The 17,479-nt window shown below is 67.8% G+C and carries 17 protein-coding genes; 11 read left to right on the top strand and 6 right to left on the bottom strand.

Going from position 1 to position 17,479, the window contains the following annotated elements; translation table 11 throughout:
- Positions 1 to 21: 21 nt before the first annotated feature.
- From NX780_RS24325 to NX780_RS24310, 4 genes are all read right to left on the bottom strand, one after another.
- Positions 22 to 768, bottom strand: coding sequence for an LrgB family protein (locus tag NX780_RS24325; protein WP_258830466.1), 747 nt, complete (start codon positions 766 to 768; stop codon positions 22 to 24).
- Positions 761 to 1,114 carry a CidA/LrgA family protein gene (locus tag NX780_RS24320; RefSeq protein ID WP_258830465.1) on the bottom strand — a complete coding sequence of 118 codons (354 nt, stop codon included), beginning with the start codon at positions 1,112 to 1,114 and terminating at the stop codon, positions 761 to 763. The genes NX780_RS24325 and NX780_RS24320 overlap by 8 nt, the downstream gene beginning before the upstream one ends.
- 89 nt (positions 1,115 to 1,203) lie before the next feature.
- The gene (gene hppD, locus NX780_RS24315) at positions 1,204 to 2,292 is read right to left on the bottom strand and encodes a 4-hydroxyphenylpyruvate dioxygenase (protein WP_258830464.1); all 1,089 of its coding nucleotides are present in this window, start codon (positions 2,290 to 2,292) and stop codon (positions 1,204 to 1,206) included.
- Between the two features lie 58 nt (positions 2,293 to 2,350).
- Positions 2,351 to 3,256, bottom strand: a complete 906-nt coding sequence (locus tag NX780_RS24310) for a LysR family transcriptional regulator (RefSeq protein ID WP_258830463.1) — start codon at positions 3,254 to 3,256, stop codon at positions 2,351 to 2,353.
- A gap of 168 nt (positions 3,257 to 3,424) precedes the next feature.
- Here NX780_RS24310 and hmgA point away from each other — a divergent pair, with 168 nt between their 5' ends.
- Positions 3,425 to 4,732 carry a homogentisate 1,2-dioxygenase gene (gene hmgA / locus NX780_RS24305; RefSeq protein ID WP_258830462.1) on the top strand — a complete coding sequence of 436 codons (1,308 nt, stop codon included), beginning with the start codon at positions 3,425 to 3,427 and terminating at the stop codon, positions 4,730 to 4,732.
- 115 nt (positions 4,733 to 4,847) lie between these two features.
- Positions 4,848 to 6,185 (top strand): hemolysin family protein, encoded by a 1,338-nt coding sequence (locus NX780_RS24300; RefSeq protein WP_370663648.1) that lies wholly within the window; start codon positions 4,848 to 4,850, stop codon positions 6,183 to 6,185.
- A 9-nt stretch (positions 6,186 to 6,194) separates the two neighbouring features.
- On the opposite strand, the gene NX780_RS24295 is transcribed toward NX780_RS24300, so the two are convergent.
- Positions 6,195 to 6,743, bottom strand: a complete 549-nt coding sequence (locus tag NX780_RS24295; protein WP_258830461.1) for a cysteine hydrolase family protein — start codon at positions 6,741 to 6,743, stop codon at positions 6,195 to 6,197.
- Between the two features lie 128 nt (positions 6,744 to 6,871).
- On the opposite strand from NX780_RS24295, the gene NX780_RS24290 reads away from it, so the two are divergent.
- The 9 genes from NX780_RS24290 to NX780_RS24240 all read left to right on the top strand — a co-directional run bounded on the left by NX780_RS24290 (position 6,872) and on the right by NX780_RS24240 (position 17,182).
- Positions 6,872 to 7,858, top strand: a complete 987-nt coding sequence (locus NX780_RS24290; protein WP_258830460.1) for a GlxA family transcriptional regulator — start codon at positions 6,872 to 6,874, stop codon at positions 7,856 to 7,858.
- A gap of 67 nt (positions 7,859 to 7,925) precedes the next feature.
- Positions 7,926 to 8,735, top strand: a complete 810-nt coding sequence (locus tag NX780_RS24285) for a TlpA family protein disulfide reductase (RefSeq protein ID WP_258830459.1) — start codon at positions 7,926 to 7,928, stop codon at positions 8,733 to 8,735.
- Between the two features lie 61 nt (positions 8,736 to 8,796).
- A complete protein-coding gene (locus tag NX780_RS24280; RefSeq protein WP_307733070.1) occupies positions 8,797 to 9,498 on the top strand; it encodes an MBL fold metallo-hydrolase in 702 nt (233 codons plus the stop codon).
- A gap of 136 nt (positions 9,499 to 9,634) precedes the next feature.
- On the top strand, positions 9,635 to 11,941 hold the full coding sequence (locus NX780_RS25280) for a putative bifunctional diguanylate cyclase/phosphodiesterase (protein WP_307733068.1): 2,307 nt from the start codon (positions 9,635 to 9,637) through the stop codon (positions 11,939 to 11,941).
- Positions 11,942 to 11,952: 11 nt separating this feature from the next.
- Positions 11,953 to 12,363: a secondary thiamine-phosphate synthase enzyme YjbQ gene (locus NX780_RS24260; RefSeq protein WP_258830458.1), complete on the top strand. Its 411-nt coding sequence runs from the start codon at positions 11,953 to 11,955 to the stop codon at positions 12,361 to 12,363.
- 127 nt (positions 12,364 to 12,490) lie between these two features.
- On the top strand, positions 12,491 to 13,195 hold the full coding sequence (locus tag NX780_RS24255; protein WP_258830457.1) for a hypothetical protein: 705 nt from the start codon (positions 12,491 to 12,493) through the stop codon (positions 13,193 to 13,195).
- An 82-nt stretch (positions 13,196 to 13,277) separates the two neighbouring features.
- Entirely contained in the window at positions 13,278 to 14,252 is a 975-nt protein-coding gene (locus NX780_RS24250; protein ID WP_258830456.1) for an amidohydrolase family protein, read from the top strand.
- An 89-nt stretch (positions 14,253 to 14,341) separates the two neighbouring features.
- Positions 14,342 to 15,484 carry a DUF3616 domain-containing protein gene (locus NX780_RS24245; protein ID WP_258830455.1) on the top strand — a complete coding sequence of 381 codons (1,143 nt, stop codon included), beginning with the start codon at positions 14,342 to 14,344 and terminating at the stop codon, positions 15,482 to 15,484.
- Between the two features lie 321 nt (positions 15,485 to 15,805).
- Entirely contained in the window at positions 15,806 to 17,182 is a 1,377-nt protein-coding gene (locus tag NX780_RS24240) for an amino acid permease (RefSeq protein ID WP_258830454.1), read from the top strand.
- Positions 17,183 to 17,313: 131 nt separating this feature from the next.
- Here the strand turns inward: NX780_RS24240 and NX780_RS25365 are convergent, their stop codons facing one another.
- Entirely contained in the window at positions 17,314 to 17,478 is a 165-nt protein-coding gene (locus tag NX780_RS25365) for an IS3 family transposase (protein ID WP_370663649.1), read from the bottom strand.
- Position 17,479: the final 1 nt, after the last annotated feature.

Genomic DNA, 17,479 nt, shown 5'->3' with positions numbered 1-17,479 from the left:
CTACGCTTCCGGAAGGAATGACTATGCGAACCAAGCAATCACGAGAGGCACCAGCCAGGGCGCCAGCACCGCCGTCATGGCGCCGTTCAGGCCCATGGCCAGGGCCGCGAAGGCGCCCGACTCCGGACTGACCTGGAAGGCGCGCGCGGTGCCGATGCCATGCGCGGCCAGCCCCATCGCGAAACCGCGCGCGGCCGGCGCCTTCACGCCCAGCACATTGAAGACGTAGCGCCCGACGATGGCGCCAAAGATGCCGGTGCCGATCACCAGCGCAGCGGTGAAGGCCGGAATCCCGCCCAGGCGCTCGGAAACGGCCATCGCGATCGGCGAGGTGGCCGACTTCGGACCCAGCGTCGCCGCCAGCTCCGGCGTGGCGCCCAGCAGGAGTGCGACCGCGACGGCGGCGACGATGGCCGTGACGCAGCCGAGCAGCAGCGCGCAGGCCAGCGGCAGGAAGGCGCGCCGCAGCCGCGGCAACTGGCGCACCAGGGGCACGGCCAGGGCGACCGTCGCCGGCCCCAGCAGGAAGTGGACGAACTGGGCGCCGGAGAAGTAGCGCTCGTAGGACATCCCGGACAGCCACAGGACGAGGGCGATCAGCCCGACGGCGATGGCCACCGGATTGGCCAGCGTCGATCCCTTGAAGAAGACGTGCACACGCTGGGCGGCGAGGTAGGCGCACAGGGTCAGGGTCAGGCCGAGGAGCGGCGAAGCCGACAGGTAGACCCAGAACCGGGCGAGTTGGGTGGCGCCGGCGAATTCAGGCATCGCGCTTCCCTTCCCCCTTGCCGATGCCGCGCAGGACCAGGCCCGTGACTGCCATGGCCAGCACGGTGCTGGCGACGACCGACACCAGGATGGCCAGCCAGTGGCCGCTGCCGCTGCTTGCGGTCGCGACGATCCCGGCGCCCGCCGGCACGAAGAGCAGCGAGAGGTGGGAGAGCAGTGTGTTGGCGGCTTCCTCGATCCGCCGTTGCAGGGAGGGCCAGACCACCAGGGCCGCCATCAGGAGCAGCATGCCGGCGACCGGGCCGGGCAGCGGGAGGTGCAGGAGGAAGACAATGCCCTCGCCGAGGCACTGGAACAGCAGGAGGATGGTGAAGGCGGCGAGCATGAGGCGATGCGCTTGGCGAAAAGCGCACAGCATAACAAAAGCGGGCGGGCCCCGCAGGAGCCGCCCGCTTGCGTAGCCGCCTGCGCGGATCAGGCCTCGGCAGTCGCGCCGGCGATCGCGCCGCGCTTGAGCTGGTCGCGCTCGATCGACTCGAACAGGGCCTTGAAGTTGCCTTCGCCGAAGCCGTCGTCGCCCTTGCGCTGGATGAATTCGAAGAATACGGGTCCCAGCTGCGGCACGCCGAAGATCTGCACCAGCAGGCGCGCCTTGCCGTCGGCAACGGCGCCGTCGAGCAGCAGGCCGCGCGTCTTGAGCGCTTCGACGTCCTGGCCATGGCCCGGGATGCGCTCGTCCAGCATTTCGTAATACGTTTCCGGCGGTGCGGTCATCAGGGGCACGCCGGCCGCGCGCAGGCCGTCGACGGTCTTGATCAGGTCGTCCGTCAGCAGGGCGATGTGCTGGATGCCTTCGCCGTTGAACTGCATGAGGAATTCCTCGATCTGGCCGCCGCCGGCCTTGCCCTCTTCGTTCAGCGGGATGCGGATCATGCCGTCCGGCGCCGTCATCGCCTTCGAGGTCAGGCCGGTGTACTCGCCCTTGATGTCGAAGTAGCGGATCTCGCGGAAGTTGAACAGTTTCTCGTAGAAGCCGGCCCAGAAGGCCATGCGGCCGCGGTAGACGTTGTGGGTCAGGTGGTCGATGATCTGGAGGCCGTGTCCGGGCGGGTGGCGGTCGACGCCGTCGATGAATTCGAAGTCGATGTCATAGATCGACTTGCCCTCCTCGAAGCGGTCGATCAGGTAGAGCGGCGCGCCGCCGATGCCCTTGATGGCCGGCAGGCGCAGTTCCATCGGACCGGTCGGGATCTCGACCGCCTGGGCGCCCAGCTCCAGGGCGCGCGCATAGGCCTTGTGCGAATCCTTGACGCGGAAGGCCATGCCGCAGGCCGAGGGGCCGTGTTCGGCGGCGAAATAGGCTGCGTAGCTCTTCGGCTCGTTGTTGATGATGAAGTTAATGCCGCCCTGGCGGTACAGGCTCACGGCCTTCGAGCGGTGCACGGCCACCTTGGTGAAGCCCAGGGCCTCGAACACCGGCTCCAGCACGCCCGGGGTGGGCGATGCAAATTCGACGAACTCGAAGCCCATCAAGCCCATGGGGTTCTCAAACAGGTCTGCCATTTTCTCTTCCTTGTCTCGTGTCGTTGGTCATCGGCCAGTCTCCATGGCCATTCAATCTCTATTCGGCGAACACTTCCGCCAGCAGGCCGCGCAACCACTGGTTGCCCGGATCCTGGTTGTAGCGCCGGTGCCAGAACACATTCGTCTGCAGCGGCGGCAATTCCAGGGGCGGCGCGATCCACTCCAGCCCGAAGGGCAGCGCCGCGCGCTCGGCCAGCTTCTGGGGCACCGTCACCACCAGGTCGCTCGTGGCCACCATATACGGCACCGCGGTGAAATGCGGCACCCGGAAGCGCACGTTCGGGCCGATCCCGGCCCGCGCGAGCAGCCCGTTGATGCGCTCGTAGGGGCTGTCGTGCGAGTCCACCAGCATGTGCTCGGCCGCTAAAAAACGCGCCAGGTCCACCTTGCCCCGCCCCAGCGGATGCCCCTTGCGGAACATCGTCACATAAGGCTGGCGGAACAGCTGCCGCTGGTACAGCGCCTCCGAAATATCCTCGAAGGGGCCGATCGCCAGGTCGACCCGCCCGCCTTCCATCTCTTCCTTCAGGTTCACCGCTCCGGCGCGCACCGAGCTGATTTCCACCAGCGGCGCGAGCACCCGGCAGCGCTCGATCAGCGCCGGCATGAAGTAGATCTCACCCACGTCCGTCATCGCCAACGTGAAGCGCCGATGGCTGCTCGACGGCTCGAAGCGGCTGCGCTGGTTCAGCGCCAGGGCCACCTGGGCCATCGCCACCCCGATCGGCTCGGCCATCTGCGTCGCCAGGGGCGTGGGCTGCATGCCGCTCGCCGTCCTGACGAACAGCTCGTCCCCGAAGGCGCGCCGCAGCCGCGCCAGCGCATTGCTCACCGCCGACTGGGAGAGTCCGAGCCGCTTGGCGGCCAACGAGATCTGGCGCTCCCGGTAGACTTCCTGGAATACCGACAGCAGGTTCAGGTCGATGGTGTGCGGCTCTATCATGGATCTTTCATGTTCGTCGCGGCTGCATTGTGGGCGTGCCGCCCGCGCGCGAACAGTAATATTTAGATGATGAATAGTCTACATTTTTCTATTCATCTCGTAAAACATGGTGTTTTCTTCTAGAGTGGCGCCATTCGATATTGCGCATCCAGCCAGGAGAAATGAAGCATGAGCCAGCCTAAAGGCGAACCATCGGCCTATATGAGCGGATTCGGCAACGAGTTCGCCACCGAAGCCTTGCCCGGCGCCCTGCCCCGGCACCGCAACTCGCCGCAGCGCGTGGCCTACGGCCTGTATGCCGAGCAGATTTCCGGCACCGCCTTCACCGCCCCGCGCAGCCACAACCGCCGCTCCTGGCTCTACCGCATCCGCCCGGCTGCCATGCACGGCAGCTTCCAGGCCATCGATGCCGGCCGCATCGTCAGCCGTTTCGACACGCCCGCCCCGCCCGACCAGCTGCGCTGGAGCCCGCTGCCCATGCCGGTTGCGCCGACCGACTTCATCGACGGCTGGGTCACCATGGCCGGCAACGGTTCGCCCGAATCGATGTCGGGCTGCGCGATCCACCTGTACGCCGCCAACAAGGACATGCAGGGCCGCTACTTCTACAGCGCCGACGGCGAGCTGCTGGTAGTGCCCCAGCTGGGCCGCCTGGCGATCGCCACGGAACTGGGCCTGCTCGAGGTGGAACCGCAGGAGATCGCCGTGATCCCGCGCGGCGTGCGCTTCCAGGTGTCCCTGCCGGACGGCGAGGCGCGCGGCTACATCTGCGAGAACTTCGGCGCCCTCCTGCAGCTGCCCGACATGGGCCCGATCGGTTCGAACGGCCTGGCCAACCCGCGCGACTTCCTCACGCCCATCGCCCGCTATGAGGACGTCGAGGGTGACTTCGAACTGGTCGCCAAGTTCTGCGGCGGCCTGTGGCGCGCCTCGATCGGCCATTCGCCGCTCGACGTGGTCGCCTGGCACGGCAACTACGCCCCGTATAAGTACGACCTGCGCCACTTCAACACCATCGGCTCGATCAGCTACGACCACCCGGACCCCTCGATCTTCCTGGTCCTGCAGGCGCCCAGCGACACCCCGGGCGTGGACACCCTGGACTTCGTGATCTTCCCGCCGCGCTGGCTGGTCGGCGAAGACACCTTCCGCCCGCCCTGGTTCCACCGCAACGTGGCCAGCGAGTTCATGGGCCTGATCCACGGCGCCTATGACGCCAAGGCCGACGGTTTCAATCCCGGCGGCGCCAGCCTGCACAACTGCATGAGCGGCCACGGGCCGGACGCGGCGACGTTCGACAAGGCCAGCAGCGCGGACACCACGAAGCCGCACAAGGTGGCCGACACCATGGCCTTCATGTTCGAGACCCGCCACGTGATCGTGCCGACGCCCTATGCGCTGGCGTCGCCGCAGCGCCAGGCCGACTACCAGCAGTGCTGGGCCGGCATCCAGAAGAATTTCCGCCTGGTACCCTGAGCGCAGCCCTCACATTTGTGCGGCGGCGGGAGGCGCCGGCATGCGATGATGTGCCGTACGCCGCCGTGAGCGTGCCCGGTCCCGGCCCGGTGTGTCCGAAGGAGGCCCCGCCTAAGTGCTGACCGACATATTGATCATCTCCGTCCTGATTCTCCTGAACGGGGTGTTCGCCATGAGCGAGCTGGCGCTGGTGTCGGCCAAGCGCATGCGCCTCGAGCGGCGCGCCGAGGAAGGAAGCCGCGGCGCACGCACCGCGCTCAAGCTCGCCGACGATCCCAGCAACTTCCTCTCCACCGTGCAGGTCGGGATCACCCTGATCGGCATCTTCAACGGCGCCTTCGGCGAAGCCTCGCTGGTCAGCCACCTCACGCCCCAACTCGAAACCGTCCCCGTGATCGGTCCGTATGCGCGTGAAGCGGCGCTCGGACTGGTCGTGGTGGTCATCACGATCGCCTCGATCATCTTCGGCGAACTGGTCCCCAAGCGCATCGCCATGGCCTATCCGGAAGCCATGGCGGTGCTGATCGCGCCGCCCCTGCGGCTGCTCTCGAAGATCATGTCGCCCTTCGTGAAGGCGCTCTCGCTGTCCACCAACGCCATCGTGCGCATCATCGGGATCCACCAGGCCAAGGAAGAAGCGCCGACCGAGGAAGACATCACCGGCATGATCAAGGAAGGCGCCGACACCGGCGTCTTTGAAAAGACCGAGTACGACATCGTCTCGCGCGCCCTGCGCCTGGACGACCAGCACCTGAAGTCCCTGATGACGCCGCGCGTGGACCTGGTGATCCTCGACCTCGAGATGGACCGCTCCACCAACCTCGAGATCATCGCGAACAACCCCTACAGCCGCTTCCCGGTATGCCGGGGCGACCGCTCGCACATCCTCGGCTACGTGCTGGTGCGCGACCTGTTCGGCCAGGCTGCCCGCACCGGCGCGGTGGACGCGATCGACATCGACGGCGCGGTGCAGGAGCTGCTCTACGTGCCCGAGACCGTGAGCGCCATGGCCCTGCTCGAGATGTTCAAGAAGAACCGCGCCGAGCTGGCCCTGATCGTCGACGAGTACGGCGACATCCAGGGCATGGTGACCCTGAGCGACGTGATGAGCGCCCTGGTCGGCGACGTCACCGTGGCCGGCGAGGAGCACGATCCCGACGCGGTGCAGCGCCAGGACGGCAGCTGGCTGCTCGACGGCGGCGTCGCCCTCGACCGCTTCCGCGACCTGCTCGCAACCGGCATCGTCTTCCCCGGCGAGGACGAAGGCGCCTACCATACCCTGGCCGGCTTCCTGCTCTACCAGCTCGGCTACATCCCCAAGGCCTCCGAGTTCGTCGAATGGGAAGGCTTCCGCTTCGAGGTCATGGACATGGACGGCAACCGGATCGACCGCATCCTGGTCACGCCGGTCACGCCGGTCGCGCCCTCGCGGACCCCGGGCGCGGCGGACTGAAGGCGGGGATCAGGCGGCAATCCAGGCGTCGGTATCCATCACCGTCGCATAGGCGAAGGCCAGTGCCGACATCTGCGCGGCGTGGACCTGGGCGGCCGGCACGGTCTGCCCGCGGAATTCGAGGTCGCGCGTGGCGCAGGCATCGTCCACCACCGTGACGCGGTAGCCGAAGTCCGAGGCGCCGCGCGCCGTCGCGTCGATGCACATATGGCTCATCGCGCCGACGATGGTGACGGCATCGACGCCGCCGGCGTCGAGCTGCCGCTTCAGGTCGGTCTTCAGGAAGGAATTCGGGTGGTGCTTCAGGATCACGGCTTCGCCCTCCTGTGGCGCCACCGCCGGGTGGATCCGGGCGCCCGCGCTGCCGGGCGCGAAAAAGGGCGCGTCGGCCTGCAGGAATTCGTGGCGGACATGGAAGACCGGTTCGCCCTTCGCGCGGGCCGCGGCGATCACGCGGGCGGCATTGCCCAGCGCCGCGTCGATGCCGGCCAGCGGCAGCTTCCCTGTGGGCAGATAATCGTTCTGCAAATCGACGACGATGACGGCATTCTTGCTCATGGTATTCCTCGAAACAGGTTGGTGTGGGTGGTGAGACGTGCATCCCGATGACGGGACGGAAGGCATTGTCGGGCCTCGTTGAACCCCGCGACAGTGGCCCGAAGGCACACTTTCGATATAATCGGGCCATGCGCCCACAAGAACACCTTCCTGCCGCACCCAAGGTGGCGGTCGTCGCCTTCGACGGCATCATCCCCTTCCATTTGTCGGTCCCCTGCCTGGTCTTCGGCAGCCAGGCCGTGCGCGCCGAAGACCCCTGCTTCGAGATCCTCGTCTGCGGCCTGCAGGCGGGCCCCTTGCGGACCTCGGCCGGCTTCACGATCACCGCGCAGCGCGACCTTTCCGGCCTCGAGGAAGCCGACATCGTCGTCATGCCTTCCTGGCTGACAGCCGACCGCGAGGCGCCAGCCTGCCTGCTGGACGCCCTGCGCCGCGCGTACGCACGCGGCGCCACCATCGTCGGACTGTGCCTGGGTGCTTTTCCGCTGGCCCAGGCCGGCCTGCTCGATGGCCGGACCGTCGCCACCCACTGGGAGGCGGCAGGGCTGCTCGCCGCGCGCTACCCGACGGTGAAGGTCGACCAGCACGTCCTGTATGTCGACGAAGGCCAGGTCCTGACGTCGGCCGGGGTCGCGGCGGGCCTGGACTGCTGCCTGCACCTGCTGCGCCGGCTGCGCGGCGCCGACTACGCCAACAAGGTCGCCCGGCGCATCCTGATCGCGCCCCACCGCGACGGCGGCCAGGCCCAGTTCATCGACAGGCCGCTGCCGGCGTCGCCTGCGGCCGGCCGGTTTTCCGAACTGCTTGCCTGGATCGACGCGCACCTGGCCGAAGAACACAGCATCGACGCGCTTGCCGCGCGCGTTGCGATGAGCCGCCGCAACTTCACCCGCCACTTCCGCCAGGCGACCGGCACCACGGTCAAGCAGTGGTTGCTCAAGCAGCGCCTGCTCCATGCCCAGCGCCTGTTAGAGACCAGCGAGGCCTCGGTCGAGCGGGTGGCGCAGGCGGCCGGATTCGGCAATGCGCTTGCACTCAGGCAGCATTTCCGCAGCGCATTCCGTACTTCGCCAAGCGACTACCGCAAACGTTTTCGGCCCAACGCCCCGGCATGAAGCTGGTTAATGTTCTGTTAAGCCTCCTGCGCTAAGCTGCGCGCATCCCAACAGAAAGTGCGCCGCCATGGATGCCATCCGGCTCGGTCCCCTCGTCTTCTCCGTTCCGACCCTGCTGGCGCTCGCCGCCATCCTCGCCGCGACAGGCCTGGCCGGCCTCTACCGCCGCCGTCGCGGCATCGACGCCGGCGGCGCCGTCTGGACCGTGATCGCCGCCGGTTTCATCGCCGCCCGCGCCGTCTTCGTACTGCGCCACCACGACCTCTTCCTCGCCAAGCCCTGGACGATGTTCGACATCCGCGACGGCGGCTTCGACCGCCCGGTCGGCCTGATGGTGGCCTGCGTGGTGGCCGCCGAGATCATCCGGCGCCAGGCGCCCCTGCGCCGTCCGCTGCTGGCCAGCCTGATGCTTGGGGGCGCCGTCTGGCTGGGCGGCGCGCTCGCCGCCCAAGCCCTGGCCCCGAGCGCCGCGCCGCTCCCCGACCTGACCGTGCGCCGCCTCGACGGCAGCGAGATCCCCTTGCGCAGCCTGGCCGGCAAGCCCATGGTGGTCAACCTCTGGGCCACCTGGTGCCCGCCCTGCCGGCGCGAGATGCCGGCCCTGGAGGCGGCGCAGCGCGCCCATCCCGACATCGCCTTCGTCTTCGTGAACCAGGGCGAATCCGCCGCGGCGGTCGCCGGCTTCCTGGCCGACCAGGGCCTGCGCATGGAGAACGTCGTGCTCGACCCGGCCGCGCGCCTGGCGGCCCGCACCTCCTCGCCCGGCTATCCGGCCACCCTGTTCTATGACGCCGGGGCCGTGCTGCGCGCCCGCCACACGGGCGAGCTGTCGGAGGCGACGCTGCGCGAGAAGCTGGCAAGCCTCCGAAAGCCGTAAGCGCAGGCTCTTTCGCAACGCGCAAGGCTGTGGTACAACGTCGCGATTGCCCGGAGAGCCCATGCAGATCAATCCCATCCAGCTGTTCGACGCCGAGTCGTCCACCTACACCTACATCCTGACCGCCCCCGATAGCAGCGACGCCGTGATCATCGACCCGGTCGACCACAACCTCGAGCGCGACCTGTCCCACATCGAGCGCCTCGGCCTGCGCCTGACCCACGTGCTCGAGACCCACGCCCATGCCGACCACGTCACCTCGGCCGGCAAGCTGCGCGCCCTCACCGGCGCCAAGGCCTGCGTGCCGAGCGGCTGCGGGATCCCGCCGGCCGAAGTCCAGCTGGAAGACGGCGACGTGATTCCGTTTGGTGCGCGCGAGCACATCGCCGTGATCCATACGCCCGGCCATACCGCCGGCAGCATGTGCTACCTCTGGCGCGGCAACCTTTTCACGGGCGACACCCTGCTGGTGAACGGCTGCGGGCGCACCGATTTCCAGGGCGGCTCCGCCGACGCCCTCTACGACAGCGTTACCCGCAAGCTCTTCGTGCTCGACGACGCCACCCGGGTCTGGCCCGGCCACGACTACAAGGGCCAGTCCGTATCGAGCATCGGCTGGGAGCGCCGCCACAACGCGCGCCTGGCGAACCGTTCGCGCGCCGACTTCGTCGCCCTGATGGCCGCCCTGGACCTGCCGCGCCCGAAGCTCATCGACGTGGCGGTCCCGGCCAATCGGAACCTCGGCCTGGCCCATAGCGTGTAAGCTGGCTGAAGCGGGCTGGTAACTCGTGGTTCATGCGGCTCGCATGACAAGCGCGTGTCATTACGCTAGAATATTGCGTTCTATTAATTTCTAGTGCGCACAGGAAACGTTTCAAGCATGCGTACGGGGCAGCCGCATGAAACAGTTCTACGATATCGCACACTGGCGCACCCGCATCTTTCGCGGGCTGATGTCGACCACCTTGTTGCTGGGGACGGCGACCGCCATTCCCAGCTCCCTGTTCGCGCTCGCCGACGGCATCTGGGCGCTGGCCGTGCTCGACGTGGTCGCGCTGGCCTGGATCTTCGCGATCTGGTGGTTCGACCGCCTTCCCTATGCCCTGCGGGTCTGGAACTTCCTCGCGGTGCTCTACGTGGTCGGGATCGGCCTGATGCTCACGGTGGGTTCGATCAGCCAGATCTACCTGATCGGCCCGCCCGTGATGGCGGTGATCCTGCTCGGCACCCGCCAGGCCCTGATCATCCTGGTACTGACCGCCCTGAGCATCTTCGGCCTGGGCGTCACGGGCCAGGCAAGGCTGGTCGTGCTCGGGCTGGGCGAGCAGCACTTGCTGGCGGCCGTGGCCGTGACCATCAACTACCTGTGCGTGGGCGCCGTCATCACCGTCACCTGCGGCACCCTGCTCAAGGGCCTGTCGCAGACCTTCGTGGAGATGCAGGGCTTCGCCGAGTCCCTGGAGGCCAAGCAGGACAAGCTGCATGAGCTGAACGCCGAGCTGCGCCTGACCGCGGCCGCGGTGGCGCGCCTGAACGACATGGTCCTGATCGCGCGCGCCGTCGACCTGCCGGGCGCGGAACAGCCGATCATCTTCGCCAACGACGCTTTTGTCCGCCGCACCGGCTACGCCAGGGAAGAGGTCATCGGCCGCAGCATGCGCCTGCTGCACGGGCCGGACACCGATTCCGACGAGATCGCGCGCATCCTCGCGGCCGTCGCCAACAACCAGGCCGTGACCGCGGAGCTCGTCAACTACACCAAGGATGGCGAACCCTACTGGGTCGAGATGGAACTGGTGCCCTTCGCCAGCGAGGGCGGGCGCAACACCCACTGGGTGGCGGTCGGCCGCGACATCACCGAGCGCCGCAACTCGGCCAAGGCGATCCATCGCCTGGCCTTCTACGACGTGCTCACCGGCCTGCCCAACCGCCGCCTGCTGACCGAGCGCCTGGACGCCATGGTCGCGGCCCGGCACGCCGGCGGCATGCTGGGCGCGGTGCTGTTCATCGACCTCGACAATTTCAAGACCGTCAACGACGCGCGCGGCCACGCCACCGGCGACGCCCTCCTCAAGCACGCCGCGGCGCGCCTGCTGTCGGTGGTGCGCAAGGGCGACACCGTGGCGCGCCTGGGCGGCGACGAATTCGTGGTCCTGCTGAACGACCTCGGACACGAAGCCGATGCCGCCAGTCGCACGGCGCTGTCCGTGGCCGAGAAGGTGCTCGCCGCCCTGGGCGAGGAAGTGACGATCGAGGAACACGTCTACCGCTCCACCGGCAGCATCGGCGTGGCCCTGCCGCTGCGCCCGGGCCAGACCGGCCACGACCTGCTGCGCGAAGCCGATACCGCGATGTACCAGGCCAAGGCGGGCGGGCGCAACGGCGTGGCCCTGTTCGAGAACAATATGCTGGCCGACGCCGAGCGCAAGCTGACGCTCGAGCGCGACCTCGCCCTGGCCCTCGAGCGCCAGGAGATCGCCGTGCACCTGCAGCTGCAGGTCGACCGCGAGCACTGCCCGGTCGGCGCCGAGCTGCTGCTGCGCTGGCGCCGCGCCGACGGCGTGCTGGTGCCGCCCGACGTCTTCATCCCGATCGCCGAGAGCAGCGGCCTGATCGTGTCGCTGGGCGACTGGGTGCTGCGCCAGGCCTGCCAGGCCTGGCTGACCCTCGACGCCGCCGGCCATCCGATGCCGCTCTCGGTCAACGTCAGCCCGCTGCAGTTCCGCCAGCCGGATTTCGTCGAACGCGTGCGCGCGACGCTGCGGGAAACCGGGGCGCCGGCCGACCAGATGATCTTCGAAGTCACCGAGGGGCTGCTGGTGTCGGACCTCGACGCCACCATCGCGCGCATGCACGAGCTGAGCGCCATGGGCATCCGCTTCTCGATCGACGACTTCGGGACCGGCTACTCGAACCTGGCCTACCTGCGCAAGATGCCGCTGTACGAGCTCAAGATCGACAAGAGCTTCATCCGCGACACCCCGAACGACGTCAACGGCACCGCCATCGTGCAGTCGATCCTGGCCATGGCCGACCACCTGGACCTGCGCGTGGTGGCCGAGGGCATCGAAACAAGCCAGCAGGCCGACTACCTGGCCGAGCACGGCAGCCCCTGCATGCAGGGCTACCTGTTCGCGCGCCCGGCCCCGCTCGAAGACCTGCTCGCACGCCTGGCGCAGCCGGACACGCTGGCCCGAAGCTGCTAAGCTTCCGAAGCATGGCGCACCAATCCATCCTCGCATTCTCCACCCGCGGCCGCGGCACGCGCGACATCACCCGGGATGTCGCCGAGGTCGTGCGCCAGGCGGGCGCTAGCGCAGGCCTGGCGCACGTCTTCGTCCAGCACACCAGCTGCTCGCTGATCATCACGGAAAACGCCGACGCCGACGTGCGCCGCGACCTCGACACCATCCTGGCCCGCCTGGCGCCCGACGGCGATCCGGCCTACCGCCACGACGCGGAAGGCCCGGACGACATGGCGGCCCACGTGCGCAATATGCTCACCGGCTCGGCCGTCACCGTGCCGGTGAAGGACGGCCGCCTGCTGCTCGGCACCTGGCAGGGCATCTACCTCTACGAGCACCGCACCAGCCCCCACCAGCGCCGGGTCGTCGTCACGGTCCTCTAGGCTTCCCCCCGTCGTGGGGGAAGACCGTCCCGCCCGCTTTGCCTACACTGCGAGCAAGCCGTCACGCTGCACCCGCGGGGAGCAGCACATCGGCTACCGTATTCCCGGCAACAAAGGATCCCCGCCCATGGACTTCCTCGACGACATCCTGGACCTGCGCAGCGCCCGCCTGCGCCAGTCCGCCCTGTGCAGCTTCATGGCCGACCGCGGCGTCGACCCGCAGCAGCGCCTGTCCTTCATCCCCGCCATGATGTTCTTCACGATGGGCTTCAAGGACATCCTCGCCGCGCTGCGCGACAACAGCGACAAGTCGCCCCTGCAGGCGAGCGTGCACCGCTACTCCGACGAGTACGGCTTCCACTGGCTCTGGTACCTGGAAGACCTGCACGCCATCGACCACGGCCGGCGCCTCCTGCAGCTGCCGGCGGCCCAGGCCTTCACCGACGTCTGGTCGCTCGAGAACCACGCCACCCGCGAGGCCGTGTACCACGCGATCCACCTGGCCAAGACCTGGCGCACGCCCTTCTACCGCATGGTCCTGATCGAGGCGCTGGACGCGACCTTCAACTGCTTCAACGAGCCGATGTATGCGCTGGTCGATGAACTCGGCCTGGTCGAGCGCCTGCACTACTTCGGCCAGTTCCACCATCGCGTGGGCAGCCTGCGCGCCAGCGAGCGCCTGGGCGCGACGCTTGCCGGCTACGTTCCCTGCGCGGACGAGCGCACCACCGCCGTCTTCCTCGTCAACCAGGTCTTCGACGCCTTCAAGCGCATGTTCGACTGCTGGTACGCGGCGCGCCTGCCGACCGACCTGCTGCGCCCGGCCGCTTGACGCCATATGCATCCGATTGTCGTGGACAAGGGGCGCCTCGCCCTTTAGGCTGGTGCCACGTCCACACGATCGAGGTGCCACGATGCCCGCCCTGATGTCACGCCTGTGCCTGGCCGCGGCGCTGATGCTGCCGCTTGCCTCCCGGGCGGCCACGCCCGCCGCCGACCACCACCAGCACCTGTTCAGCCCCGGCATCATCGCCTTCCTGGCGCCAAAACCCGGCCCCGACGCCTTGCGCGAGATCCCGGTCGAGGAACTGGTGGGCTTGCTGGACAAGGCCGGCATCGGCCGCGCCGCCATCATGTCGGTGGCCTATATGTATGGCCGGCCGACGCGCGTGGTCGAGGACGAGTACGCGAAGGTCCAGGGCGAGAACGACTGGACCGCGGCCCAGGCCGCGAAGTATCCCGGGCGCCTGCGCGCCTTCTGCGGCTTCAATCCGCTCAAGGACTACGCACTGAAGGAACTGGAGCGCTGCGCCTTTCACCCCGGTCTGCGCCATGGCATCAAGATGCACTTCGGGAATTCCGACGTGCAGCTGGAGAATCCCGAGCACGTCAAGCGCCTGCAGGAGGTCTTCCGCGCAGCCAACCGCCACCGCATGGCCATCGCCGTGCACCTGCGCGCCAACATCGGCCTCAAGCGCCCCTACGGCGAGGCGCAGGCGCGCGCCTTTCTCACCCGGCTGATGCCGCAGGCGCCCGACATCCTGGTGCAGGTGGCCCACTTCGCCGGCACCGGGCCCGGCTTTGATGACCCGCCGGCCAACGAGGTGATGCGCGTGTTCGCCGAAGCCGCGGCGCGCAAGGACCCGAACACCCGCAACCTCTACTTCGACGTGGCCTCGATCGCCACCCCGGAACTCTCTCCCGAGCACGCGCGCGAGATGGTGACCCGGATCCGCATGGTCGGCGTCGACAAGATCCTCTACGGGTCCGATGCGGCCACGCCGGGCAATATGAAGCCCGTCGAGGCCTGGGCGGCGTTTCGCGCGCTGCCCTTGAGCCCGGAAGAATTCGGGCGCATCGCAGGCAAGGTCGCGCCTTACTTGCAATGAGCTGCAATGCGCTGCGATAAGCTGCGGTAAGCCGGGCTGCGCACGACCGTGATATCGTTGGGTCGTCCCCACGACCTTCCGTGCGCGCCATGCATCCATCGAACATCGTCCTGCTGGAATTCCATCCCGAACGCGATGACCTCAGCCCCGGCAAGGAGCTGCGCGACGGCCTGTCGGTGGCCCTGCGCATGGGCCGCACCCTCTGGCTCGCCAACGACGAGTCGGTCAGCCTCGAGCGACTGACCCTGTGCGAGGCCGACAGCACCGGGAGAAGCAGTTTCGCGCGCGAACACCGGCAGTACGCCCTGCACGACTACCTGCCCCTGCCGCTGCCGCCCCACGGCGAAACGCGGGACGACATCAACGAGGCCGACATCGAGGGCCTGGCCTGCGACGGCAAATACCTGTGGATCGCCGGTTCGCACAGCTTGCGCCGGCGTCAGCCAAAGGAAGGCGACGGCGTGCGCAAGGCGCAGAGACGCCTCGCAAGCGTCAGCGCAGACGGCAACCGCTACCTGCTGGGACGCATCCCGGTGGTCGAGGAAGACGGCGGCTACACGCTCGCCCGCGAGCACGCGGGCAAGAACAGGCTGCGCCGCGCCGCCATGCTGCGCGGCGACGAGCACGGCAAGGAGCTGACGGCGCTGCTGCGCGAGGATCCCCACCTCGGTCCTTTTCTCTCCATCCCCGGCAAGGACAACGGCTTCGACATCGAGGGCCTGGCGGTGGCCGGCGAACACCTGCTGCTGGGCCTGCGCGGCCCGGTGCTGCGCGGCTGGGCGCTGGTGATCGAGGTCGCGCTGGTGGACGACGAAGAGGAAGGCCGGCTGCGCCTGGCGCCGGTCGACAAGGAGGGGCTTCTCTACCGCAAGCACTTCCTCGACCTGCATGGCCTCGGCATCCGCGACCTGTGCGTGCAGGGCAAGGACGTGCTGGTGCTGGCCGGGCCGACCATGGACCTGGACGGCCCGGTGCGCGTGCTGCGCTGGCGCGGCGGCACGGCGCCCCGGGAAGAAGCCGTGCTGCACGCGCACCAGCTCGAAACCGTGCTCGAGCTGCCCTTCGGCCAGGGCGTCGACCATCCGGAAGGCATGAGCCTGTTTCCCGGCAAGGACGGCAAGGAAACCGAGCTGCTGGTGGTGCACGACTCGGCCTCGCCCAGCCGGCAGATCGGGGACAGTACGCTGGTGGCGGACGTCTATGCCATCCCGCGCAAGGGCAGGACACGTTGAACCGGGGCGCGCGCGATAGTGGATGCCCCGCCGGCCAAGCCTGCGCCGCTTCCGCCCCGAACCCGTTAAGCTGGGACCGTCCTTACCTTCCCACGATAGGAGATTACGATGCGCAAGATGATCATGATGGCCATTGCCGGCCTGCTCTGGAAGAAATTCGGCGGCAAGTATGCCCGCCGCTCGGCCTATAGCCGCAACTGGCGCGGTTTCTGACGGCCAGCCTGCACGGCGGCCGCGAATAATCCCGCGGTCGCCCTCCACGGCCCAGTTCCATGCAGTAGAATCGCTGGCTTTAAGGCAACCTTTTCCTTAAGGCCGACGATGGACAACCCGCAGCACGCCCCCGCGCACGAACTCAAGCGCGGACTGAAGAACCGCCACATCCAGCTGATCGCCCTCGGCGGCGCGATCGGCACGGGCCTGTTCCTGGGCGTGGCCCAGACCATCCAGCAAGCCGGCCCTTCGGCCCTGCTCGGCTACGCGATCGCCGGCCTGGTCGCCTTCCTCATCATGCGCCAGATGGGCGAGATGATCGTCGACGAGCCGGTCGCCGGTTCTTTCGGCTATTTCGCCAGCAAGTACGGCAGCCCGCTGGCCGGTTTCGCCTCCGGCTGGAACTACTGGGTCATGTACATCCTCGTCAGCATGGCCGAACTGTCGGCCCTCGGCATCTACGTCCAGTACTGGTTCCCCGAGGTGCCGACCTGGGTCTCGGCGCTCGCGTTCTTCATGCTGGTCAACGCCCTGAGCCTGCTCAACGTGAAAGCCTTCGGCGAACTCGAGTTCTGGTTCTCGATCATCAAGGTGGCGGCCGTGGTCGGCATGATCGTGTTCGGCCTCTACCTCCTGATCAGCGACACCGCCGGGCCCCAGGCGGGCGTGGCCAACCTCTGGCAGCACGGCGGCTTCTTCCCGAACGGCTTCGCCGGCCTGGCGCTGTCGATGGCCGTCATCATGTTCTCCTTCGGCGGACTGGAAATGATCGGCATCACCGCCGCCGAAGCCGACAACCCGGGCCGCACCATCCCGCGCGCCATCAACCAGGCGATCTGGCGCATCGCCATCTTCTACGTCGGCGCCCTGGCCGTGCTGCTGATGCTCTACCCCTGGTCCAAGGTCGCCCTCGGCGGCAGCCCCTTCGTGCTGATTTTCGCCGCGCTGGACAGCAATGTGGTCGCCAATGTCCTCAACCTGGTGGTGCTGACGGCAGCCCTGTCGGTCTACAACGGCTGCGTCTACGCCAACAGCCGCATGCTCTTCGGCCTGGCCGAACAGGGCAACGCCCCGCGCGCCCTCTTGAGGGTGTCGCGCCGCGGCGTGCCGCTGGCGGCCCTGGGCGTCTCGGCGGTCGCCACCGGCATTTGCATCTGCATCAACTACTTCCTGCCCAGGGAAGCCTTCGGCATGCTGATGGGCCTGGCCGTCTCGGCCCTCGTCATCAACTGGGGCATGATCTGCTGGAGCCACCTGCGCTTCCGCCGCCAGAAGGCGGCCAGCGGCCAGGCGACCGCCTTCCGCAGCCCCTTCTTCCCCCTCACCAACTACCTCTGCCTGGCCTTCCTGGCCGGCATCATCGTGGTGATGTACCTGACCCCGGGCCTGCGCCTCTCGGTCTGGATGATCCCGGCCTGGCTCCTCGTCCTCGCTTTGGCCTACCGCCTGCGCAAGGGCGCCGTCCCCGCCACGGCTTCCGCCTGAGGTCGCCCGCTACAAACCCAACCCGGGGTGTCAGGTCTGACATTTAGACACGAACTCTGCCGTAAGGCCTGGCTACTGTCGGGTCCGTGTCCGAATGTCAGACCTGAGGTGGTCCGGATATCCTGGACAAGTTATTTAGACACAGGGAATGCGGCCTCGACGGCGGCAGGCGTTTGGTAGCCCAAGGTTTGATGTAGCCGCTGCTTATTGTAGTACGTCTCAATGTAGTCGCGGACCACAGCCTTGCCTTCGTCCCTGGATGCAAACAAGCGCTCGTGCATCGCCTCGTTCTTCAGA

The sequence above is a fragment of the Massilia agri genome (genome assembly GCF_024753255.1).
In the GTDB taxonomy this organism is placed as follows: domain Bacteria; phylum Pseudomonadota; class Gammaproteobacteria; order Burkholderiales; family Burkholderiaceae_D; genus Telluria; species Telluria agri.
Note: the sequence above shows the minus strand (reverse complement) of the source record. Positions and strands in the feature narration are given on the sequence as shown.